Raw genomic sequence first — 21688 nt, 5'->3', positions numbered from 1 at the left:
ACCAGAGGAAGACAGTTGTCCATCGAGATCGCCAACGAGTCCGGTGTCGAGGTCGACACCGACTCCGTGCTCGCCGTGGCCCGGCACGCCCTCGACGAGATGGGGGTCAACCCGCTCGCCGAGCTTTCCGTGTTGCTTGTCGACATCGGCTACATGACCGAGCTGAACCATCGTTGGATGGGCGGTGACGGCCCCACCGACGTGCTCGCCTTCCCCATGGACGAGGGCAGCGTCGACCACGGCCCGGGGGAGAGCGCCCCGGCCAGCGGTGAGCCGGCCCTGCTCGGTGACATCGTGCTCTGCCCGGAGGTGGCGGCGAAGCAGGCGGCCACCGCCGGGCACACCGCCGCCGACGAGCTGCACCTGCTCACCGTGCACGGGGTGCTGCACCTGCTCGGCTACGACCACGCCGAGCCGGAGGAGGAGCGGGAGATGTTCGCCCTCCAGGCCCGGTTGCTGGCCAGCTGGCGGTCGACCCGGTCCCGGTGATGGACATAGTCGCGGCCGGCCCGACCGCCGGCCTTCCCGATCTTCAGCTGATCTTCTTCGCGGCCGGGCTGGTGGTGCTCGCCGGCCTGATCGCGATGACCGAGGCCGCGCTGGCCGCGGTCTCCCCGGCGCGGGCTGCGGAGCTGGCCCGCGACGGGGCGCGCGGCGCGCGTACCCTCCAGGCCGTCGCCGGTGACGTGGTCCGCCACCTCAACCTGTTGCTGCTGCTCCGGCTGCTCGCCGAGTTGACCGCCACCACCCTGGTCGCCCTGGTGGCGGTGGACAGCTTCGGCGCGGGCTGGCGGGCGGCGCTGGTGACCGCCGGGGCGATGACGGTGGTCAGCTTCGTGGTGGTCGGGGTGGCCCCGCGCACCCTGGGCCGGCAGCACGCGTACGCGGTGGGTCGGGCGGTGGCGCCGTTGGTGCGTTGGCTGGGTCGGGCGCTCAACCCGCTGGCCTCGCTGCTGATCCTGATCGGCAACGCGGTCACCCCGGGGCGCGGTTTCCGGGAGGGGCCGTTCGCCACCCAGGTGGAGCTGCGGGAGCTGGTCGACCTGGCCGAGCAGCGGGGGGTGGTGGAGCACGGCGAACGCCAGATGATCCACTCGGTTTTCGCGCTCGGCGACACCATCGCCCGGGAGGTGATGGTGCCGCGCACCGAGATGGTGTGGATCGAGGAGGGCAAGGCCCTCTCCCAGGCGTTGGCGTTGTTCCTGCGTTCCGGGTTCTCCCGCATCCCGGTGATCGGGGAGAGCGTCGACGACGTGCTCGGTGTGCTCTATCTCAAGGACCTCATCCGGCATACCCGGGGTGGTGACCTGCGGGCGCACCAGACCCCGGTGGCCGAGCTGATGCGACCGGCGACGTTCGTGCCGGAGTCCAAGCCGGTCGACGACCTGCTGTCGGAGATGCAGGCCGCCCGCAACCACCTGGTCATCGTCGTCGACGAGTACGGCGGCACCGGTGGCCTGGTCACCATCGAGGACATCCTGGAGGAGATCGTCGGTGAGATCACCGACGAGTACGATGTCGAGCGCCCGCCGGTGGAGCACCTGGCCGACGGTGCGGTCCGGGTCACCGCCCGGCTGCCGGTGGAGAACCTGGGCGAGTTGTTCGACACCGACCTGCCCACCGACGAGGTGGAGACGGTCGGTGGCCTGTTGGCGCAGGCCCTGGGGCGGGTGCCGATCCCGGGTGCCGACGCCGAGGTGGCCGGCCTGAAGCTGGTCGCCGAGGGCACCACCGGCCGACGTAACCGGATCGACAGCGTGCTGGTCAGCCGGGTGCCGTCGACCGGGGGCCCCGATTCCCGTGACAACCAGAACAGCACCGAGGAGAGGCAACCCGCCGATGCCTGAGACACCCGCCGTGCCGGCTGCCCGGCCCACCCCGTCCGATCCGGCCGAGTTGAGCGCCGAGGACGGCAAGCTGGTCGTGCTGGCCCGTGGCGCCCGGGCCCGGGTGGCTGCCGTGGAGGGCGCGGCGGTCCGCGACCAGGACGGCCGGACGTACGCTGCGGCGAGCGTTTCGCTGCCCTCGTTGACCGTCACGGCGCTCCAGTTGGCGGTCGCCTCGGCGGCGGCGGCGGGGGCGAGCCGGTTGGAGGCGGCGGCGGTGGTGACCGAGGCGTCGACCCTGGACGGGGCGGGGCACGCGGCGGTGCGGGATCTGGCTGCGGACGCGCCGATCCATGTGGCCGCCCCGGACGGCACGGTCCTCGGCACGGTGGTCGAGTGACCGGCGTGGAGCAGCGGCCGTACCGGGCGGGTTTCGGGTGTTTCGTCGGGCGGCCGAACGCCGGCAAGTCGACGCTGACCAACGCCATCGTCGGCACCAAGATCGCGATCACCTCCAACAAGCCGCAGACCACCCGGCACGTGATCCGGGCGGTGCTGCACCGGCCGGAGTCGCAGCTGGTCCTGGTCGACACCCCCGGCCTGCACCGGCCCCGGACGCTGCTCGGTGAGCGCCTCAACGACCTGGTGCGCACCACCTGGACGGAGGTCGACGTGATCGGCCTCTGCATTCCGGCGGACGAGCCGGTGGGTCGGGGCGACCGGTTCATCAGCGGTGAGTTGAGCGAGTTGAAGGCCACCGTGCTCGCGGTGGTGACCAAGACCGACCTGGTGGACAAGCGGCGGTTGGCCGAGCAGTTGCTCGCGGTCAGCGAGCTGGCCGACTTCGCCGCCGTGGTGCCGGTCAGCGCGGTCTCCGGGCACCAGGTGGACACCCTGGTCGACGTGATGACCGGTTACCTGCCGCCGTCGCCGCAGCTGTATCCGGACGACATGCTCACCGACGAGCCGGAGCAGGTGCTGGTCGCCGAGCTGATCCGGGAGGCGGCCCTGGAGGGGGTCCGCGACGAGCTGCCGCACTCCATCGCCGTGGTGGTGGAGGAGATGATCCCCGAGGGTCAGCTCATGAAGATCTACGCCGACGTCTACGTCGAGCGGCCCAGCCAGAAGGCGATCGTGCTGGGTCACCGGGCCAGCCGGCTCAAGGAGGTCGGCACCACCGCCCGCAAGCAGATCGAGGAGCTGCTCGGCACCCGGGTCTATCTCGACCTGCACGTGCGGGTGGCCAAGGAGTGGCAGCGGGACCCGAAGCAGCTGCGCAAGCTGGGTTTCTGACCCGTACGCCGGGGTGAACTTCGGACACCGATATGGGAAGTTTCACGTCAGGCCCCGATTAGCAGCGGTTTCACAGGTCGGGTGCGCAGGGTAGGGGACGTTCATCCGTCCCCGACATAGATGCAGCCTGATGCGTAACCGATATCTGGACCTGCTCCGTTTCCTGGCCATCGTCCGGGTCGTGGTCTACCACGTCACCGGGCTGGCCACGCTGACGCTGATCTTCCCGGCGATGTCGATCATGTTCGCCCTGGCCGGGTCGCTGATGGCGGCGTCGATGGACCGGTACGGCGTGTCCGCGCTACGGCGTCGGTTGCGCCGTCTGCTGCCCTCGCTGTGGGTGGTGGCGGTGATCTTCGTGCCGGCCATGCTGCTCACCGGGCTGGAGTTCACCCCCCGGGTGGTGATCTGGTTGTTCCCGATCACCGACCCGCCCGCCAACTACTGGGGCGGGCTCGCGCTCAGCCCGATCTGGTACCTGCGGGACTACCTGTGGTTCCTGCTCGCCTCCCCGGTGGCGCTGTGGCTGTTCCGCCGGGCCCCACTGCCCACCCTGGCCGCCCCCTACCTGCTGCTGGTCGCGATCGAGGTGGGTCTCCTGCCGACCACCTCGGCGGTGCTGCGCGACTTCGGCCTCTATTTCGGGGCCTGGCTGCTCGGCTTCGCCCACCACGACGGCATGTTGCGCCGGCTGGCCGACCGGGTGCTGGTGCCGGTGGCGGTGCTGCTGGCCGGGGCCGGCGCGGCGTGGATCCTCACCCACCCGGGGCCGCGCGGCTACGACCTCAACGACATCCCGCTCGGCAACGCCCTGTGGTCGGCGGCGTTCATCCTGGTGGTCATCGGTCGGGCCCCGGCCACCGCCGCCTGGGTGGACCGGAACCGGATCTTCAGCCGGCTGGTGACGGTGGCGAACCGGCGCGCGTTGACCGCCTACCTGTGGCACATGCCCTTCGTGGTGGCGCTCACCCCGCTGGTGGGCCTGGTCGGCTGGTCACCCCGGGACCCGTGGGGGCTGGCGATCCGGGTGGTGCTGGTCTTCCTCCTGGTCGCGGTGGTGACCCTGCTGGTCGGCTGGGTGGAGGACGTGGCGGCCCACCGCCGCCCCGAGCTGGTCCCCGGCCGCCCGCACCCCCGCCCGGCGACGGCGTCGCCCGGCGTCCCGGCGCCCCGGACACCCGACGCCGACACCGCCGAGATCAGGGCCCGCTGAGGTACGCCACCCGCTCAGCGCTGCACGACCGTCACGTTTCCGCTGCCGGCCTCCAGATCCAGCACCAGCGGTGCGCCCGGGTCGTTGGTGACCCCGATCTCGGTGTCCCCCGAGTCGACGTTCGACTTCACCCGGTACCGGCCGGCCGGCACCGTCAGCTCGACGTCCCCGCTGCCGGCGTGGGCCCGCGCCGAAGCCGGCCTGCTCAGGGTGAGCGTGATGTTGCCGGAACTGGTCTCGGCGGAGACGTCGCCACCGAGCCGGGTCCCGGTGACGTCGCCGGAGCCGGCCCGCAGGTCGACCGGTCCGGTGACGTTGAGCACCTCGATGTTGCCCGACCCGGTCTCGGCCCGCACCGGGCCGCCCGCCTCGATGATCCGGATGTTGCCCGAGCCGAGGGTGAAGTCGACCGAGCCGATCCTGGTCAGGTCCACGTCACCCGAACCGGTCTCCCCCTGCACCCGTACCCCGGGCGGGGCGGTCACCTCGTACGACACCGAGCAGCGGGGACCGCACCCGGTGTCCAGCACCAACTCGTCACCGGTGATCTCGTACGTGGTGTCCGGCTGGTCACCCTGGTAACGGAGCACCCGCTTGACGCGTACGCCGGTGGCGGGGCCGGTCGCCCGGACCACCACGTCCCCGGAGCCGGGCCGTACGGTGATCCGGGCGATCTTCGCCGCCTCGGTGGTGTCGAAGTCCAGCCGCCGGAAGGACAGCGTGTCGCACCCGGTGACGAGGATGAGGGCGGCGGTCGCGCCCAGGGCGACCGCGCTGCGGGGAAGAGCCATGCCCAGCAACCTACGACCGTCTCCACCTGCGGCACATCGGGGGCGAAGCGCGGGCCCACCCCGAGCCGACCCTGATTTCCCACCCCGAGGGAGAATGACCGGATGGCCGGGTACCGCCGACAGCTCTACCGCGACGACGCGGTGGTGCTGCGCGTGCAGAAGCTGGGCGAGTCCGACCGGATCATCACGCTGCTGACCCGCCGGCACGGCCGGTTGCGCGCGGTGGCCCGGGGGGTACGCCGCACCACCAGCAAGTTCGGCGCCCGGCTGGAACCGTTCGGCCACGTCGACCTGCAACTCGCCGGCGACCCGAAGGGCAACACCGGCAGTTCGCTGCACAGCGTCAGCCAGGTCGAGGGCATCGACCTGTACGGCAAACGTTTCCTCGGGGACTACCCCCGGTACACGGCGGCCAGCGCGATCGCGGAGACCGCCGAACGCCTCACCCCCGTCGAGCGGGAACCGTCGCTGCGGCTGTTCCAGCTCACCCTCGGCGCGCTCAAGGCGTTGTCCCGGGGTGAGCACGCCACCACGCTGGTGCTCGATGCCTACCTGCTGCGCGGGATGAGCCTCGCCGGGTGGGCGCCCGCGTTGACCGCCTGCGCGGTCTGCGGCACCCCGGGGCGGCACCGGGCGTTCTCCGTACCCGCTGGGGGTGCGGTCTGCCCGGACTGCCGGCCACCCGGCGCGGCCCACCCCGCGCCCGCCACCATCGACCTGATGTCCGCCCTCACCAGCGGCGACTGGCAGGTCGCCGACGCCACCGCCACCGGGGTACGCCGGGAGTGCAGCGGCCTGGTCGCGGCGCACCTGCAGTGGCACCTGGAACGCGCGCTACGCTCGCTGCCGCTGGTCGACCGGGGTGGCCCGACGCCCGGTGCGCCGGACACCGGCCCGGTGGGCGGCGGGCCGACGGGGGACGACGGGGGTGCCCCGGGTGGCCGGGTGCCGCCGCCCCGGGTCGGCGTGGAGGGTGGGGACAAGGAGATGACCGAGTGATCCGATCGTTGAGGGCCGACCGGCGGACGCCGGTGCCGCCGACCCCGCACCCGTCGGGCGCCCGGCCACCGGCGCTGCCCGCCGAGGCGCTGCCGAAGCACGTCGCCGTGGTGATGGACGGCAACGGCCGTTGGGCCAAGGAGCGCGGACTACCCCGTACCAAGGGCCACGAGCAGGGCGAATACAGCCTCTTCGACACCGTGGAGGGGGCGATCGAGCTGGGCGTGCCCTACCTGTCGGCGTACGCCTTCTCCACCGAGAACTGGCGGCGCTCGCCGGACGAGGTCCGCTTCCTGATGGGCTTCAACCGGGACGTCATCCGCCGCCGCCGCGACCAACTGGTCGACCTGGGGGTGCGGGTGGTCTGGTCGGGGCGGGCGGGCCGGCTGTGGAAGAGCGTCATCTCCGAGTTGCAGACCGCCGAGGAGATGTCCCGGGGCAACTCGACGCTGACCCTCCAGTTCTGCGTCAACTACGGCGGCCAGGCCGAGATCGCCGACGCCGCCGCCGCGATCGCCCGGGAGGTGGCCGCCGGCCGGCTCGACCCGGACAAGGTCACCGAGAAGACCGTGGCGAAGTACCTCTACCACCCGGAGGTCCCCGAGGTCGATCTCTTCCTGCGCCCCTCCGGCGAGGAACGGATCTCCAACTTCATGCTCTGGCAGTCGGCGTACGCGGAGCTGGTGTTCCTGGACACCCTCTGGCCGGACTTCGACCGCCGCCACCTGTGGTACGCCTGCGAGCTGTACGCCCAGCGGGACCGCCGGTTCGGCGGCGCGCTGCCCAACCCGGTCGCCCCGCCGCGCTGACCGGACCACGGTTGGTGATCTCACCGTCGGGGTATCCCCTGGTGAGCAGCCAATCGCGGAGGTGAGCACTCATGATTCAGAAGCGGATCGCACAGTGGGCGGTCATGGCGGTCGCCGTGCCGCTGGCCGCGGCGGGCGCCCGCCGGCTGAGCCACACCCTGGAGGCCCGTCGCGGCCCCAGCGGGGTGAGCCGGATGCTGACCCGGGGCGCCGACGTGTTGCGCCCGCAGAAGGCCCGCCGTCGGCGGTTCTGGTGACCCCCGCCCGGCCGGCCGCACACCGCTGACCACCCCCGGCAACGGGCCGACGGATGCCGCGCCCCTGCCGGTCACCTGTCGGCCCGGATCGCCGTGGACCGACGGCCGGGCCCAGGCGTGGGAATGCCCCGCCGTTGCGGCACGTGCCGCAACGGCGGGGCATTCGTCATGTCCTCGCGGCCCCGGGCGGACGGGCCGCCCCGGTGCCGGTGCGGTGTGGACACCGCACCGACGTCGGCGGGCTGGTCAGCCGGCCACTTCGGAGCGGTCGGCGGTCGCCCAAAGGGTGTGGAACGCGCCCTCCCGGTCGACCCGGTGGTAGGTGTGCGCCCCGAAGTTGTCCCGCAGGCCCTGGATCAGGGCCGCCGGCAGCCGCTCCGCGCGCAGCGCGTCGAAGTAGGCGAGCGACGAGGAGAAGGCCGGGGTGGGCACACCGGCCCGCGCCGAGTCCGCCACCACCCGACGCCAGCTCGGCACGCCGTCGCTCACCGCGTCGGCGAAGTACGGCGCGACCAGCAGCGTCGGCAGCTCCGGCTGCGAGTCGTACGCCTCGCGGATGCGGTCCAGGAAGCGGGCCCGGATGATGCAGCCGCCCCGCCAGATGGTGGCGGTGCCACCCAGGTCGATGTCCCAGTGGTACTCGCGGCTGCCGGCCCGGATCTGGTCGAAGCCCTGCGCGTACGCGACGATCTTGCTGGCCAGCAGCGCCCGGCGGACGTCCTCGACGAACGCGTCCCGGTCCTCGACCTGCCACTTCTCGCCCGCGTCGCCGAAGGTGCGGCGGGCCGCCTCGCGCTGACCGGCGTGCCCGGACAGCGACCGGGCGAACGTCGCCTCGGCGATGCCGGTGATCGGGATGCCCAGGTCGAGGGCGATCTGCACCGTCCACCGGCCGGTGCCCTTCTGCTCCGCCTGGTCGAGCACCACGTCGACGAACGCCTTGCCGGTGGCGGCGTCGGTGTGCGCCAGCACGTCGGCGGTGATCTCGATGAGGAACGACTCCAGCTCGCCGGTGTTCCACTCCCGGAAGATCTCCGCGATCTCCGCCGGGGTCGCCCCCAGCCCGGCCCGCAGCAGGTCGTACGCCTCGGCGATGAGCTGCATGTCGGCGTACTCGATGCCGTTGTGGACCATCTTGACGAAGTGGCCGGCGCCGTCGGGGCCGACGTGCTGGCAGCAGGGGACGCCGTCCACCTGCGCGGCGATCTTCTCGAACATCGGCCCGAGCTTCTGGTAGGACTCCGCCGAGCCGCCCGGCATGATGCTCGGCCCGAGCAACGCGCCCTCCTCGCCACCGGAGACACCGGTGCCGACGAAGTGCAGCCCGTGCTCGCGCAGCGTCTCCTCCCGGCGGCGGGTGTCGGCGAAGTGGGCGTTGCCGGCGTCGACGACGATGTCGCCCTCCTCCAGCAGCGGCACCAGCTCGTCGATGACCGCGTCGGTGGGGGCGCCCGCCTTGACCATGACGATCACCGCGCGGGGCCGCTCCAGCGAGCCGACGAAGTCCGCCAGGGACTCCGACGGCACGAAGGTGCCCTCGTCACCGTGCTCGGCGACCAGGCTGCGGGTGCGCTCCGGGGAGCGGTTGTGCACCGCCACGGTGAACCCGTTCCGGGCCAGGTTGCGGGCCAGGTTGCGACCCATCACCGCCAGCCCGGTCACGCCGATCTGCGCCGTCGCCTGTTGCGTCATCCGTACCCGCCCTCTCACGTCACCTGTGTGCTGCGACCGTATCGCGCGCCCGCGACGGCCGGCAGCCGCCGTCCACCCAGTGTCACAGGGTGGTCGCGTGCGTGCGGCAGCGACCGTCCCGCCGCCGGGCCGGGCCGGCCGTCGGGACTTCCGCCCTCGGGCGGCGGGGTCGTCGGGCCCGGATGGTCGTCGGGCGGCGGGGTCGTCGGGCCCGGATGGTCGTCGGGCGGCGGGGTCGTCGGGACTTCCGCCGTCGGGCCGGGACGGTCGTCGGGCCGGGATGGTCGTCGGGAAAAGCGGGTGCGCCGGGCATGGGGGTCGGCTACCGTGACGACATGCGCATCTGACGCCCTTTCTGAGAGCCGACCCGCCGCCGTGGCCGCGGGTCCGCGTGCTCGGGCGTCCGCGTCCCCCGTCCCCTGCTGACCGGGGATGACTCGTGGCCGGTCGTCCGGAGCCGATCCCGTCCGTCGACCGCCCGCCGCTGAGGCGACGGTGTGGTCCTCCGCACGTCCCAGGAGGCAGCGAATGCCCGCCAAGCGCAGTCCCAAGAAGTCCCGACCTGTCGTACCGTCGCCGGTGGAGGTGGATCCGGCGGCGCTCGCGGCACTCACCGTGACGCCCGCGCACCCGGTCCCGGTCGCCGTGACGCCGTCCCACCCGGACGCTCTCGTCCGGTCGACTCCACCCCGGCCGCCGTCGCGGTCGGGCCGGTCGGTCCGGGCCGGCTCCACCGCCGCCCAGGGCCAGGGCCGCCGGTACGCCTTCCGGCGCAGCTGAGCCGCCCGGGCGCAGACGTCCCACACCAGATGGCTGAAACAGCGGTATCCGGACCTCCGGATACCGCTGTTTCAGCACAGTGGTGCCGGCGTGTGCCGGTGTGCCTGGTGGTCGGCGTGCCGACGGGGTGGTGGGGCGACGGCCCGGTGGGGCGCGGGTCAGCCGATCAGTGGGCGGAAGGTGCCGAGGGCGACGCTGACCGCGAGCGCGCCGCCGGCCAGGGCGGCGGCACCGGCGACCAGCAGCCAGTCGGCGGGACGGAACACCTGCCGGCGGGCCACCGTGCGCGGGGTGCCGGCGTCGAACCCCCGGGCGTCCATCGCCACCGCCAGTCGGGTGCCGCGCCGGATCGCGCCCACCAGCAGGGCGAACGCCGTGGCGACGAACAGCCGCAGCCGGGCCAGCGGGTTGCGGCCGGCGTCCACGCCCCGGGCGCGGCGGGCCATGGTGAGCATCTGCCACTCCTGGCCGAGCAGCGGCACCAGCCGGAACGCGGCCAGCGCGCCGATGGCGAACCGGGCCGGGGCCTTCGCGTTCTGCACCAGCGCGTCGGCCAGGTCGGTCGGGTCGGTGGTGGCGAAGACGATCACTCCGGGCAGGGCGACCGCGAGCATCCGCAGCACCAGCCCGAGCGCGGTTACCAGCACCCCGGAGGTGACCAGCAGCGGCCCCGCCGTCCACAGCACCGGGCCGGACCGGTCGGCGGCGAACAGCAGCAGGGTGACCAGGATGCCGACGGCACCGGCCAGCAACGGCCACGCCCGTCGGGCCAGCACCCGGTAGCGGATGCCGAACAGCGGCAGCAGCGCCAGCTCGACGGCGATGGCGACCGCCGGTGCGACCGGGTCGAGGCTGGCCACCAGCACGAACGAGAAGATCAGCCCGGCTGCCAGCTTCGCCACCGGGTTACGCCGGGCCAACGGCGCACCGGGCGTCGCGACGGGTTCCAGGCCGATCACGACCGCCTCCGCCGCCCGGCCTGCGGCACCGGCCCACCCACGGTCGCTCCGCGCGGGGTGGACGCAGTGGGGCGGCCCACCGTCGCCCCGAGCGGAATTCGGCCGACCCTGTCGGGTGCGGCCGGGTGGCCCACGGCCGCCGCCGGTGCGGTGCGGGGGAGCGGGGCGGTCACGGCTGCTCCCGGGCGGGGTGCAGGGTGACCGTCCGGTCGGCGAGCGCGGCGACGAAGTCCCGGTCGTGGGTGACGGTGACCACGCCGTGCCCGGCGTCACGCAGGTCGGCGAAGAGGTCGACCAGCTCACCCCAGGTGCGGCGGTCCTGGCCGAAGGTGGGTTCGTCGCAGATCAGCAGCCGGGGCGCGGTGGCCAGGGCGGTCGCCACGCTGAGCCGCCGGGCCTCCCCACCGGAGAGGGTGTACGGGTTGGCCCCGGCGAGCCGGGTCAGCCGCAACCGGTCCAGCAACCCGTCCACGGTGGCCCGCACGGCGGCCTCCGGGCGGCCGGTCCGACGCGGCCCGAGGGCCAGTTCGTCGCGGACGGTGCGGGTGACGAACTGGTGCTCCGGGTCCTGGAAGACCGAACCGATCCGACCGGCCAGCGCGGGGGCCCGCCACCGGTGCGGGGGCGTACGGGCGTCCCCGTCGGCCAGGGCGGCGGTGCCGGTCAGTCGACCGACGCCGGGGCGGAGCAGCCCACCGAGCAGCAGCGCCAGGGTGGACTTGCCGGCCCCGTTGGGACCGAGGACGGCGAGCGCCTCGCCGGCGCGTACCGTCAGGTCGGTGGGGGCCAGCCGGGGTGGCAGGCCGAGCCGGTCGGCGGTGAGCAACCCCGCAGCGGGCGGCCCGGTGGCCGGCCGGGACCCGGTGGGGTGGCCGGGCACCCAGACACCCTCGGCGGCGAGCGCGGCACCGTGCGCGGCGAAGACCGTCGCCGGTGGCCCGTCGGCCCGGACCCCGCCACCGGGGGTCAGCACCACGACCCGGTCGACCAGGGGCAGGGCGTCGGCGACCCGGTGTTCGACCAGGACCAGGGTGGTGTCCGGGTCCAACGCGCCGGCCACCGCGCCGCGCACCAGCTCCGCCCCGGCCGGGTCGAGGTTGGCCGTCGGCTCGTCGAGCAGCAGCAGGCCGGGCCGCAGCGCCAGCACCCCGGCCAGGGCGAGCCGCTGCTGCTCGCCGCCGGACAGCGCCGCGGTGGGCCGGTCCCGGGGGTAGGGGAAACCGACCCGGCGCAGCGCCTCGTCCACCCGGGGCCAGATCTCGTCGCCGGGCACCCCCCGGTTCTCCAGGCCGAACGCGACGTCGTCACCGCAGCGGGCCATCACCAGCTGGGACTGCGGGTCCTGGAAGACGGTGCCGACCCGTTCGCGGGCCTTGGCCGGGTCGAGGCCGTCGATCTCGACGGTGCCCTCCTGCTCGCCGGAGTCCGCCGGCAGCAGCCCGGCCAGCGCGGCCAGCAGGGTGCTCTTGCCGGCCCCGGACGGCCCCAGCAGCAGCACCCGCTCCCCGTGGTCGATGCGCAGGTCCACCCCGCGTACCGCCCAGGCCCGCCGACCGGCGTGCCGCCAGCCGAAGCCGACCAGCCTCACACTCGCCACGTCGCCGGCACCTCCACGATCGTCAGGAGAGGATCAGACCAGGGTGCGGTCACGGCCGGCGGGGAACCGGTCCAGCACTCCGGTCTCGGCCAGCGCGCGGGTCAGGTACCAACCGCCGACCCCGGCGACGACGGCGGCGCTGAGCACGGTCAACGCCGCGTACGGCAGGCGGTAGCTGGTCAGGGCGTACTCGGCGTTCCAGACGAAGAAGTCGAACAGGGCGGCGCTCAGCCCGGTCAACGCCCCGGCCAGCACCGCCACCGGCAGCCGGAACGACCGGTAGCGGAACGCGGCGAAGGCCAGCTCCGCGCCGAGGCCCTGGATCAGCCCCTGCACGATGGTGATCCCGCCCCACTCCGCGCCGAGCAGTGCGGAGACGGTGGCGGCGACGGCCTCGCAGAACAGGGCCGCCCCCGGCTTACGGATCACCAGGCCGCCGAGGACCGCCGGGACCAGCCACACGCCGTACATCACCGCCTGGCTGGCGGGTGCGGCGGCGAATGCCGGGTCGGCGGCCTTCCAGACCAGGCCCCAGGCCCAGAAGATGACGCCGAAGGCCACGGCGATCACGGCGGCGACCACGATGTCGATCGTGCGCCACCGGTTGCTGTTGGTGGTGGTGTGCGGCATGTCGGTGCTCCCAGTCCAGCGATCGAACCAGGAGAAGACGCACGCCGCGCCCGGCGGCTGCCGGACGGCGGCGCGGCTGGAGGTCGACCGAACTCCCTGCGCTGGCATTACCCAGATCAGGTTCGAGGGTCTGCGGGCGGTGCCCGCACTCTCAGCGCTGTGCGCTCCCCTGTCGGATGTGAAGTTGTCTCGGCAGACGCTAGCACCGACCTGCGGCAACGGCCCAGCAGGTCATGGTTCCCGGCATTCGACGTCCCGGGCGCACACCGGGGCGCTGGGTAGGCTGCCGGTCATGCGGGTGGCGGCGCGGGGACTGACGTTCGACGTACGGGCCGGTGGGCCCGAGGGCGGCGAGGTCGTGCTGCTGCTGCACGGCTTCCCCCAGCACGGCGGGGAGTGGGACGCGGTGGTGCCCGCCCTGCACGCCGCCGGGCTGCGCACGTACGCCCCCGACCAGCGGGGTTACTCGCCCGGGGCCCGTCCCACGGAGGTGGCCGGCTACCGGCTGCCGGAACTGGTCGCCGACGCGGTGGCGGTGCTGGACGCGCTGGGCGTCGACACCGCGCACGTGGTGGGGCACGACTGGGGGGCGATCGTCGCCTGGGCGCTGGCCGCCCGGCACCCGGAGCGGGTGCGTACCCTCACCGCGGTCTCGGTGCCCCATCCGGCGGCCTTCGGGTACGCGCTGTCCACCGACCGTCGGCAGCGGGCGCGTTCGGCGTACATGACGTTGTTCCGCCGGGTGGGCCTGGCGGAGCGGGTGCTGCTGGCCGGGCGGGCGGTGGTCCTGCGCCGGCTGCTGGCCGGCGTCGGTGACTCTGCCCGGGTGGCCCGCTACGCCCAGCCGATGCGCGGGCCGGGCGCGCTGACCGGGGCGCTGAACTGGTACCGGGCGATGTCGGGGCGGGACCTGAAGGCGGTCGGTCCGGTGCCGGTGCCGACCAGCTACGTGTGGAGCGACCGGGACGTGGCCGTCGGGCGTACCGCCGCGCAGGCGTGTGCCCGGCACGTCACGGGGGACTACCGGTTCGTGGTGCTGGCCGGGGTGACGCACTGGATTCCCGACGAAGCGCCGGGGCCGCTGGCCGAGGCGATCCTGGCCCGGGTGCGCCCGGCGGCCTGAGCGGCCCTGCCGGCGGGGGACCGGGCCGATCGGGGATCGTGAATCGGTTTCGGGCGATTGCGGATCGGGCAAAGGCGTTGCTGCCGACGGGAGGTGCTCCCGTCGGTCGTACCGTCTCATCCGGAGGTAGCGCGTGTCGAAGGAATCCGAGAAGCAGCGCTGGCAGCGCAACTTCGCCGATCTGCTCCAGGAGTTGCGGGTCGCCCAGACCGGCGTGCAGATCCTCTTCGCCTTCCTGTTGACCCTGCCGTTCAGCAACGGTTTCACCCGGACGAGCGAGTTCCAGCGGGACGTCTACATTCTCGCGCTGCTGTCGGCCGCCGCGGCCACCGCGATGATCATCTCGCCGGTCGCCTTCCACCGGGCGTTGTTCCGCCAGGGTCGTAAGCCGGAGCTGGTCCGGTTCGCCCACCGGATGGCCACCGGCGGCCTGGCCTTCATGCTGGTCGCCATGGTGAGTGCGGTGCTGCTGATCGCCGACTTCGTGCTCGACACCGGCATCGCCGTGGTGCTCACCGTGGTCACCGGCCTGTGGTTCCTGACGTTCTGGGTGATCCTGCCGTTCGTCCGGCGCAGCTGGGGTGAGGACGACATCGACGACGACGATGACGACCCGGTGGTGATCAACGGTGACTGATCCCGCCCTCGGGTGGTGAGGGACGCAGTGGGCCGGGGCCCACCCGGGCCGACGGCGGTCAGGGTGGGCCCCGGCCCGCGTGTCGGCCGGATTGTCAGCGGGCGATGGCCCAGGCCAGCACGGCGGCCAGGATGAGCCCGTTGAGCAGCGCCAGCACCAGGTACGCCTGCGGCGGGATCTTACGTCCGCGCCGGACGAAGCTGACCAGTACGGCGGCGTACGCCAGCAGCAGCACGGCGATGACGATCAGGAAGTAGAGCACCGCACCACCCTAGACGAGGGGGTTGCGGTGCCTGGCGACCGAGCGCGACCGCCTGCGGCCCGGTGCGGCGTCCTCTGGCGTGCCGGTTCGACCGGGCGGAGGTGGGAGAGCAGGTTAATATCGAGTAACATCGATTTTTGCCTCCTCTCGTCCCGGGGTCCGGCCATCGTCGCGGGGCTCGGGCGGCCGTCCAGATGGGGGCGGGCGACGCCGGCCCGGCACCGGCGACTAGGAGCAGATCATGAGAGCAGCGCGACGACGTGTCGCCGGACTGGGCGCGATCACGCTGGCGGTCCTCGCGGGCGGGGTGGCGGTCGCGGCCGGGAACGCCACCGCGGCGGCGACCGGCTGCCGGGTCGACTACAAGGTCACCAGCGAGTGGCAGGGTGGCTTCGGCGCGGACGTGACCATCACCAACCTCGGCGACCCGGTCTCCGGTTGGACGCTCACCTGGGCCTTCGCCAGCGGGCAACAGGTCACCCAGGCGTGGAACGCCACCGTCACCCAGAGCGGGACGGCGGTCAGCGCGAAGGACGCCGGTTACAACGCCGCCATCGGCACCGGTGCCGGCGTCAGCTTCGGCTTCAACGGTGCGTGGACCACCGCGAACCCGGTCCCCACCGGGTTCGCGCTCAACGGGGTGTCGTGCACCGGCGCGACGCCGACCGCGACGCCCTGCCCACCGCCGTCCACCCCGCCGACCGCGACGCCCACGCCCACCCTCACGCCCACGCCGCCCCCCACCCGGACGCCCACCCCCACCCCGACGCCCTCGACGCAGCCGCGGGTCACCGTGTGGCTGGCCGGGGACTCCACGGTCGCCAACCCGTCGTCCAGCGGGGCCTGCCCGGTGGGCTGGGGCAACCAGTTCGGCCAGTATCTCAACGGCAACGCCACCGTGGTCAACAGCGCGGTCGGCGGGCGCAGCATCCAGACCTGGCTGTACGACCCCAACGTCACCACCACGATGAACTCGGCCGGCGAGTGCGTGATCAGCCCGCAGACCTACTCGACCCGCTGGCAGGCCATGCTCAACGCCAACGGCGGGATGAAGGCCGGCGACTACCTGTTCATCCAGTTCGGCATCAACGACGGCAGCGCCACCTGCAACCGGCACGTCGGCTCGGCCCGCTACAAGGAACTGCTCGGCGTGATGGCCCGCGCGGCCCAGCAGCGCGGCGCGTACCCGGTCTTCCTCACCCCGGCCGCCGCGATCACCTGCTCGGGCAGCACCGCCGTGGGCAACCGGGGCTTCCTCACCGAGACGTTCGACGCGGGGCGGGCCAACAACGTCCCCGTCATCGACCTGCACAAGCTGAGCTACACGCTCTACAACACGCTGAAGCTGTGCCCGAACAACGGGGACTACAACTCGGGCGCGGTGGGCGCGTTCTTCTGCGCCGACCACACCCACTTCGAGACGGCCGGGGCCCGGCAGATCGCCGGCGTGGTGGCCACCGCCCTGCGCAACCAGCAGTTGGGCCTCGCGGCCTACCTGCGCTGACGGTGAGCCTGGTGGGGTCGGTTCAGCAGTGGTGAGCTGAATAGCTGGCGTGCGGTCGGGCGGCCCCGGACCGGGGCCGCCCGACCACGGTCAGGACAGCGCGCAGGCGGTGCCGTTGAGGGCGAACCCGGTGGGTCGGCTGTTCGCGCCGGTGGCGTCGGCGAGGAAACCGAAGCTCGTCGTCGCGCCGGCCGCGATCGCACCGTTCCAGCCGGCGTTGGTCGCACGGACGGTGCCGCCGCTCTGCGTGTAGCTCGCGTTCCACGCCTGGCTGATCCGCTGGCCGTCGGCGAAGCTCCACTGCAGCGTCCAGCCGTCGACCGGGGCCGTGCCGGTGTTGCGGATCGTCACCTCGCCCTGGAACCCGCCCTGCCACTGCCCGGTCACCGAATACCCGACGGCGCACCCGGTCGCGCCGGCCGGCGGCGTGGTCACCGGCGGCGTGGTGGGCGGTGCGGTGGTCGGCGGCGGCGTGGTCGGCGGTCCGGTGGTCGGCGGGGGCGTGGTGGGCGGTGCGGTGGTGGGGGTCGGCGTCGGGGTGGTGGTCAGCTTCGCCGCGATGACCGGGGCGAGCCGGGCCGTGATCGCCCGGTGCCCGGCGTCGTTGGGGTGCACCGAGTCGCTCAGCCCGTCGGCCGGCAGCCAGCCGGTGGTGTCCACGTAGAACACGTTGCGGTCGCCGCCCCCGGTGACCGTGCTGACGGCGGCGGCGGTCTCGGCGGCGTACCGGCCGCTGAAGGTGCGCAGCGCGAAGATCGCCGCGCGCGGGTACTTCCCCCGCACGGTACGGATGAACGTGGCGTACTGGTTCTGGAAGTCCGCGCCGCTCACCCCGTGGCTGCGGTCGTTGGTGCCCAGGTTGATCACCACGGCGTCCGCCTGGTAGCGGCCGAAGTCCCAGGCGGGGCTGGTGGCCGAGTATCCGGTGCGGAGGAACTGGCTGGCGACGCTGACGCAGCCGTCGGCGGTGGCGACGAGGCAGCCTCCGCCGTAGCCGAGTTGGGTGTGCTCGGTGCCGAGCTGCTCCCCGGTCAGCCACCCGTACGCGGTCAGCGCCGTGCGCGACGAGGTGGTGCCGAGGGTGATGGAGTCGCCGACGAACTCGATCAGCTGGGGCCGCACCGCCGCCGGCAGGGTCCGCGCCCCCGAGTCGAGGGTCAGCCCCTGGAACACCGCGTCCCCGGTGTACGAGCCGGCGACCACCCGGTACGACACCACCAGCGTGTGGTTGCCGGCGCGCAGCGGGGTCGGGGTGAGGTTGACCGTGCCGCTGACGTTGGTCAGGTAGCGGAAGTCGGCCCCGTCGATGCTGTAGTAGAGGTCGATGGTGCGGCGCTGCCGCAGCTTGACCGTGGTGCCGGTGAACCCGGTCTTGAGGTAGGCGCCCGCCCAGTTCGGCACGTACGCGCTGCTGTTGCTGCGGTCCCAGCGGCCGACGAAGGCGATGTTCGCGTCGGTGGGGGAGCCGTCACCGGTGGCGGCGCTGGCCGGGGACAGGCCGATGAGGGTGGCGGCCAGCACCGCCACCACCCCGGCGGCTCCCGCCGCGAGGATCGACCGACTGCGGGACACGGGCATGGGGACGCTCCCTCTCCGGGCCGTCCGTGCCGACGCACGACGACGGCTTGCAGACCTAAGACATTCACCATCATCTAAGCCTGCGGGCCGAGGGGACACAACAGGTGACGGTGCCTAGCGGCCGCCGCGCAGGCCGAGTCGGCGCAGCTCCAGGGCGGCGAGCGCGTCGACGGTGGCGTCGTCGCCCCGCCGCCACGCCTGCGCCACGTCCGGGTCGATCCGGGTCAGCCGGCGCAGCGGCTGACTGGTCAACGCGCGCAGGGCCAGCAGGTCCCGGCCGGCCGGCCCGGCGGCGAGGGCCTTCGCCGACGCGGCCCGACGCATCCAGCGCAGCCGCAGCGGCAGCCAGCCGAACAGCACCAGCCCGAGCGGGAAGACCAGCACCGCGATGCTCAACGCCCACGCCAGCTGACCGACCAGGTCCTGCTGGTCGCGGCCGGCCTCGGCCACCGCCCGGGCGGCGTCGGCGGCCTTGGTGAACGGGCCGGTCAACTCGTCGCCGACCAGCGGCACCCGGCCCACCTTGCCGCCGGCCTCGGCCAGGTTGTCGGCGAGGCCGCCGCCGGCCCCCTCCAGCTTCCGCCCCGGTACGGCGAGCTTCTCCACCAGGTCGTACAGCCACATCGCGAAGCGGATCGCCGCGTAGACCCAGACGACGACGAGGAGATCGGTGAGGAACTGGCGGAGGGCGACCGGAAAACGGTCAGCGTAGATCTTCACGGCCGACAGCGTGCCACGACGCGGGCCGCCCGGCACCCCCCGCGCGCCCGGTCGCCGGCTCACCGGGGGACGACGGCCCCTCCCCGGCATGGCTGACCGCGTCGGCCACGATGTGTGCGACGTGCTCGTCGACCAGGGCGTACGCGATCTCCCGACCGCGCCGGGAACCCCGCACCACCCCCGCGCCGCGCAGCACCCGCAGGTGCTGGGAGACCAGCGGCTGCGGGGCACCGAGCTGCTCGACCAGCTCGTGCACACACCGCTCACCCTGGGCCAGCTCGCTGACGATGGCCAGCCGGATCGGGGCGGACAGCGCCCGCAGCAGCTCGCCCGCGCCCTCGAACGCGTCGTAGCCCTGGGTGCCGGTCACCCTGTAACGGTAACCAATACCAGTGACGGTTCGTCGGTCGGCGTCACCGCAGCACCACCTCGTGCGGTTCCGGGGCGGTGACGGCGGCCGGGGTGGCCCGGCGGCGCAGCACCCGCCAGCCGGCGGCGGCCAACGCCACCACGAGGAACGACGCGATCGCCAGCAGCACCACCGACGCGCCGGGGGCGGTGTCGGCGGTGGCCGCCACCCAGATCCCCGCCCCGGCGGCGAACAGGCCGAGCGCCATGGCCGCCGTCATGGTGCTGCGGAAGCCCCGGGTGACCTGCTGCGCGGTGGCCACCGGCACCACCATCAGCGCGCTGATCAGCAACACCCCGACGGCCCGCATGGCGATGGTGACGGTGACCGCGGTGGCGACCGCCAGCAGCAGGTTCAGTGCCCGCACGGGCAGCCCGGCCACCCGGGCGTACTCCTCGTCGTGGCAGACCGCGAACAGCGCCGGGCGCAGCGCCAGCATGAGCACCGCGATGCTCGCGCCGAGCACCGCGATGGTGGTCAGGTCGGCGGAGGAGGTGGTGGTGAGCGAGCCGAACAGGTAGGCGTTGAGGTTGGCGCTGCTGGCGTCGGAGAGGCCGACCAGCATCACGCCACCGGCGATGCCGCCGTAGAACAGCAGCGCCAGCGCCAGGTCACCGGAGGTGCGGCCCCGGGCCCGGACCAGCTCGATGGTGACCGCGCCGAGGATCGCCGCGACCACCGCCACCAGCACCGGCGACCGGTTGAGCAGCAGGCCCGCCCCGACGCCGGTGAGCGCGACGTGGCCGATGCCGTCACCGATCAGGGCCAGCCGCCGCTGCACCAGGTAGATCCCGAGGGCCGGGGCGGTCAGCCCGATCACCAGGGCGCCGACCAGCGCCCGCTGCATGAAGTCGTACTGGAAGAGGTCCATCGTTCAGCTGCTCCACAGCCCGGCGGGCTCCTCGGGACCGTGCGGGTGCACGTGGTCGTGGTCGGGCTCGGCGTGGTGCCCGGCCGGTTCCGGCACCGCGCCGTCATGGCAGACGCCGCCCTGGTGCACCACCACGGCCCGGCTGATCAGCGGACGCAGCGGCCCCAGCTCGTGGGCGACCAGCAGCACGGTGCCGCCGGTGCCGACGAAGTCGTGCAACGCCCCGGCGAACGCCTCCTGGCTGGCCGCGTCGACCCCGGCGGTCGGCTCGTCGAGCACCAGCAGCTCCGGCTCACCGGCCAGGGCGCGGGCGATCAGGGTGCGCTGCTGCTGGCCGCCGGAGAGGGTGGCCACCGGGTCCCGGGCCCGGTCGGCGAGCCCCACCGCGCGCAGCGCCGCCTCGACCGCGGCCCGGTCGGCCCGGCCAGGTGGGCGCAGCACTCCCCGGCGGGCCAGCCGCCCGGAGGCCACCACCTCGCGGACGGTGGCCGGCACGCCGCTGCCCGCGCCGAGCCGCTGCGGGACGTAGCCGATCCGGTGCCACTGCCGGAACCGGCGCTGCGGTACGCCGAACAGCTCGACCGAGCCGGTGCCGAGTGGGACCAGCCCGAGCACGGCCCGGATCAGGGTGGACTTGCCGGAGCCGTTGGCGCCGAGCACCGCCACCACCTCGCCGGCGGTGACGGTCAGCGAGACGTCCCGCAGCACCGGGCGGCCGTCGTAGCCGACCGAGGCGTGCCCGACCTGGATCACGGGTGTGGTCACGAGCACCCCAGGGCGGTACGGAGCGTGGTCAGGTTGGTGCGCATCACCGAAAGGTAGTCCCCACCCCCGTCGACGGAGAGCCCTTCGATCGGGTCGAGCACCGCGGTCTTCGCACCGACCTCGGCGGCGATGGTCTCGGCGACCTTCGGGCTGACCAGCGTCTCGAAGAAGATCGTGGTGGCGCGGTGCTCGCGGGCCTCGCGGGCGACCTCGGCCAGCCGCTGCGGGGCGGGCTCGGTGTCGGGGGTGAGCCCGGTGAGGCCGATCTGCTCCAGCTGGTAGCGCTCGGCGAGGTAGCCGAAGGCGGCGTGGCTGACCACGATCTCCCGGCGTTGGCAGGTCTTCAGGCCGGCGGCGTACTCGGTGTCGAGCTTCTCCAGCTCGCCGCGCAGCGTCCGGGCCCTGGTCGTGTAGTCGGCGGCCCGGTCCGGGTCGACGGTGCCGAGCCGCTCGGCGAGCTGGTCGGCGACGGTGGCCAGCCGGGTCGGGTCCAGCCAGAGGTGCGGGTCCTTGCCGCCGCTCTCCTCGGCGTGACCGTCCTCACCCTCGTGGTCGTGTCCGTCGGCTGTCGCGTCCCGCAGCGGTGCGACGGTTGTCACGTCGAAGGCCCGGTCGGCGGCGTTCTGCGCGACGGCCTCGTCCACCGCCGGCTGGAAACCCTTGAGATAGAAGACCAGTTCGGCCTGGCTGACCTGGCCGACCTGCCGAGAGTTGAGTTCCAGGTCGTGCGGCTCCGCGCCCGGCTTGGCCAGGTTGGTGACGGTGACCGCGTCCCCGCCGACCCGCTCGGCGACGAACTGGAGGGGATAGAAGGCGGCGACCACGTCCACCCGGTCCGGGTCGGCCCCGGCCCCGTCGGTCGAGCAGGCGGTGCCCCCGGTCAGCACGAGCAGGGCGGTGGCGACGGCGGTCAGGGCGCGGGGCAGGGTGCGGGCGGTCATGTCGGCAACTGTCCGTGAAAACGAGAATGATT

At 73.4% G+C, this 21688-nt stretch carries 23 protein-coding genes, 1 pseudogene and 1 riboswitch; of the genes and pseudogenes, 12 read left to right on the top strand and 12 right to left on the bottom strand.

Annotated elements, in window-relative coordinates; all coding sequences use genetic code 11:
- Nucleotides 1-15: 15 nt before the first annotated feature.
- From ybeY to JQN83_RS27710, 5 genes are all read left to right on the top strand, one after another.
- The gene (gene ybeY, locus JQN83_RS27730; RefSeq protein ID WP_208570106.1) at nt 16-489 is read left to right on the top strand and encodes an rRNA maturation RNase YbeY; all 474 of its coding nucleotides are present in this window, start codon (nt 16-18) and stop codon (nt 487-489) included.
- Entirely contained in the window at nt 465-1847 is a 1383-nt protein-coding gene (locus JQN83_RS27725; RefSeq protein WP_208570146.1) for a hemolysin family protein, read from the top strand. Before ybeY ends, JQN83_RS27725 begins: the two co-directional genes overlap by 25 nt.
- Nucleotides 1840-2226 carry a cytidine deaminase-like protein gene (locus tag JQN83_RS27720; protein ID WP_208570105.1) on the top strand — a complete coding sequence of 129 codons (387 nt, stop codon included), beginning with the start codon at nt 1840-1842 and terminating at the stop codon, nt 2224-2226. The genes JQN83_RS27725 and JQN83_RS27720 overlap by 8 nt, the downstream gene beginning before the upstream one ends.
- Nucleotides 2223-3119 carry a GTPase Era gene (gene era / locus JQN83_RS27715; RefSeq protein WP_208570104.1) on the top strand — a complete coding sequence of 299 codons (897 nt, stop codon included), beginning with the start codon at nt 2223-2225 and terminating at the stop codon, nt 3117-3119. The genes JQN83_RS27720 and era overlap by 4 nt, the downstream gene beginning before the upstream one ends.
- Before the next feature lie 130 nt (nt 3120-3249).
- Nucleotides 3250-4332, top strand: coding sequence for an acyltransferase family protein (locus JQN83_RS27710; RefSeq protein ID WP_208570103.1), 1083 nt, complete (start codon nt 3250-3252; stop codon nt 4330-4332).
- A gap of 14 nt (nt 4333-4346) precedes the next feature.
- Here the strand turns inward: JQN83_RS27710 and JQN83_RS27705 are convergent, their stop codons facing one another.
- Nucleotides 4347-5123, bottom strand: coding sequence for a DUF4097 family beta strand repeat-containing protein (locus JQN83_RS27705; protein WP_208570102.1), 777 nt, complete (start codon nt 5121-5123; stop codon nt 4347-4349).
- Nucleotides 5124-5225: 102 nt separating this feature from the next.
- On the opposite strand from JQN83_RS27705, the gene recO reads away from it, so the two are divergent.
- From recO to JQN83_RS27690, 3 genes are all read left to right on the top strand, one after another.
- On the top strand, nt 5226-6122 hold the full coding sequence (gene recO / locus JQN83_RS27700) for a DNA repair protein RecO (RefSeq protein WP_208570101.1): 897 nt from the start codon (nt 5226-5228) through the stop codon (nt 6120-6122).
- Between the two features lie 32 nt (nt 6123-6154).
- A complete protein-coding gene (locus tag JQN83_RS27695; protein WP_208570145.1) occupies nt 6155-6931 on the top strand; it encodes an isoprenyl transferase in 777 nt (258 codons plus the stop codon).
- A gap of 71 nt (nt 6932-7002) precedes the next feature.
- A complete protein-coding gene (locus JQN83_RS27690; protein WP_208570100.1) occupies nt 7003-7188 on the top strand; it encodes a hypothetical protein in 186 nt (61 codons plus the stop codon).
- 246 nt (nt 7189-7434) lie between these two features.
- Here JQN83_RS27690 and gnd read toward each other — a convergent pair whose 3' ends face one another.
- Nucleotides 7435-8880: an NADP-dependent phosphogluconate dehydrogenase gene (gnd, locus tag JQN83_RS27685; protein WP_208570099.1), complete on the bottom strand. Its 1446-nt coding sequence runs from the start codon at nt 8878-8880 to the stop codon at nt 7435-7437.
- Between the two features lie 528 nt (nt 8881-9408).
- On the opposite strand from gnd, the gene JQN83_RS27680 reads away from it, so the two are divergent.
- Entirely contained in the window at nt 9409-9660 is a 252-nt protein-coding gene (locus JQN83_RS27680; RefSeq protein WP_208570098.1) for a hypothetical protein, read from the top strand.
- A gap of 158 nt (nt 9661-9818) precedes the next feature.
- Here JQN83_RS27680 and JQN83_RS27675 read toward each other — a convergent pair whose 3' ends face one another.
- The 3 genes from JQN83_RS27675 to JQN83_RS27665 all read right to left on the bottom strand — a co-directional run bounded on the left by JQN83_RS27675 (nt 9819) and on the right by JQN83_RS27665 (nt 12846).
- Entirely contained in the window at nt 9819-10619 is an 801-nt protein-coding gene (locus tag JQN83_RS27675; protein WP_208570097.1) for an energy-coupling factor transporter transmembrane component T family protein, read from the bottom strand.
- Between the two features lie 169 nt (nt 10620-10788).
- Entirely contained in the window at nt 10789-12216 is a 1428-nt protein-coding gene (locus JQN83_RS27670) for an ABC transporter ATP-binding protein (RefSeq protein ID WP_208570096.1), read from the bottom strand.
- A gap of 33 nt (nt 12217-12249) precedes the next feature.
- The gene (locus tag JQN83_RS27665; protein ID WP_208570095.1) at nt 12250-12846 is read right to left on the bottom strand and encodes an ECF transporter S component; all 597 of its coding nucleotides are present in this window, start codon (nt 12844-12846) and stop codon (nt 12250-12252) included.
- A gap of 75 nt (nt 12847-12921) precedes the next feature.
- Nucleotides 12922-13027: riboswitch (TPP riboswitch) on the bottom strand.
- Between the two features lie 111 nt (nt 13028-13138).
- Here JQN83_RS27665 and JQN83_RS27660 point away from each other — a divergent pair.
- A complete protein-coding gene (locus JQN83_RS27660; RefSeq protein ID WP_208570094.1) occupies nt 13139-13969 on the top strand; it encodes an alpha/beta fold hydrolase in 831 nt (276 codons plus the stop codon).
- Nucleotides 13970-14102: 133 nt separating this feature from the next.
- Complete coding sequence (locus JQN83_RS27655; RefSeq protein WP_208570093.1) at nt 14103-14606, top strand: DUF6328 family protein; 504 nt, start codon at nt 14103-14105, stop codon at nt 14604-14606.
- A 94-nt stretch (nt 14607-14700) separates the two neighbouring features.
- Here the strand turns inward: JQN83_RS27655 and JQN83_RS27650 are convergent, their stop codons facing one another.
- Entirely contained in the window at nt 14701-14868 is a 168-nt protein-coding gene (locus tag JQN83_RS27650) for a hypothetical protein (RefSeq protein WP_204926308.1), read from the bottom strand.
- A gap of 241 nt (nt 14869-15109) precedes the next feature.
- Between JQN83_RS27650 and JQN83_RS34260 the strand changes: the two genes are divergently transcribed.
- Nucleotides 15110-16372 (top strand): cellulose binding domain-containing protein, encoded by a 1263-nt coding sequence (locus JQN83_RS34260; RefSeq protein WP_208570092.1) that lies wholly within the window; start codon nt 15110-15112, stop codon nt 16370-16372.
- A 90-nt stretch (nt 16373-16462) separates the two neighbouring features.
- On the opposite strand, the gene JQN83_RS27640 is transcribed toward JQN83_RS34260, so the two are convergent.
- The 6 genes and pseudogenes from JQN83_RS27640 to JQN83_RS27615 all read right to left on the bottom strand — a co-directional run bounded on the left by JQN83_RS27640 (nt 16463) and on the right by JQN83_RS27615 (nt 21656).
- Nucleotides 16463-17950 carry a cellulose binding domain-containing protein gene (locus JQN83_RS27640; protein ID WP_208570091.1) on the bottom strand — a complete coding sequence of 496 codons (1488 nt, stop codon included), beginning with the start codon at nt 17948-17950 and terminating at the stop codon, nt 16463-16465.
- A gap of 114 nt (nt 17951-18064) precedes the next feature.
- Nucleotides 18065-18670 carry a hypothetical protein gene (locus JQN83_RS27635; protein ID WP_208570090.1) on the bottom strand — a complete coding sequence of 202 codons (606 nt, stop codon included), beginning with the start codon at nt 18668-18670 and terminating at the stop codon, nt 18065-18067.
- A gap of 67 nt (nt 18671-18737) precedes the next feature.
- Nucleotides 18738-19040, bottom strand: a pseudogene (locus JQN83_RS27630) (ArsR/SmtB family transcription factor); the annotation flags it as partial.
- A 43-nt stretch (nt 19041-19083) separates the two neighbouring features.
- Complete coding sequence (locus tag JQN83_RS27625) at nt 19084-19950, bottom strand: metal ABC transporter permease (protein WP_208570089.1); 867 nt, start codon at nt 19948-19950, stop codon at nt 19084-19086.
- Nucleotides 19951-19953: 3 nt separating this feature from the next.
- A complete protein-coding gene (locus JQN83_RS27620) occupies nt 19954-20715 on the bottom strand; it encodes a metal ABC transporter ATP-binding protein (protein ID WP_208570088.1) in 762 nt (253 codons plus the stop codon).
- On the bottom strand, nt 20712-21656 hold the full coding sequence (locus tag JQN83_RS27615) for a metal ABC transporter substrate-binding protein (protein ID WP_208570087.1): 945 nt from the start codon (nt 21654-21656) through the stop codon (nt 20712-20714). The genes JQN83_RS27620 and JQN83_RS27615 overlap by 4 nt, the downstream gene beginning before the upstream one ends.
- Nucleotides 21657-21688 lie beyond the last annotated feature (32 nt).

Source organism: Micromonospora antibiotica (genome assembly GCF_017599305.1).
GTDB classification, from domain to species: Bacteria; Actinomycetota; Actinomycetes; order Mycobacteriales; family Micromonosporaceae; genus Micromonospora; species Micromonospora antibiotica.
This window is presented reverse-complemented; position numbering and strand designations above follow the sequence as displayed.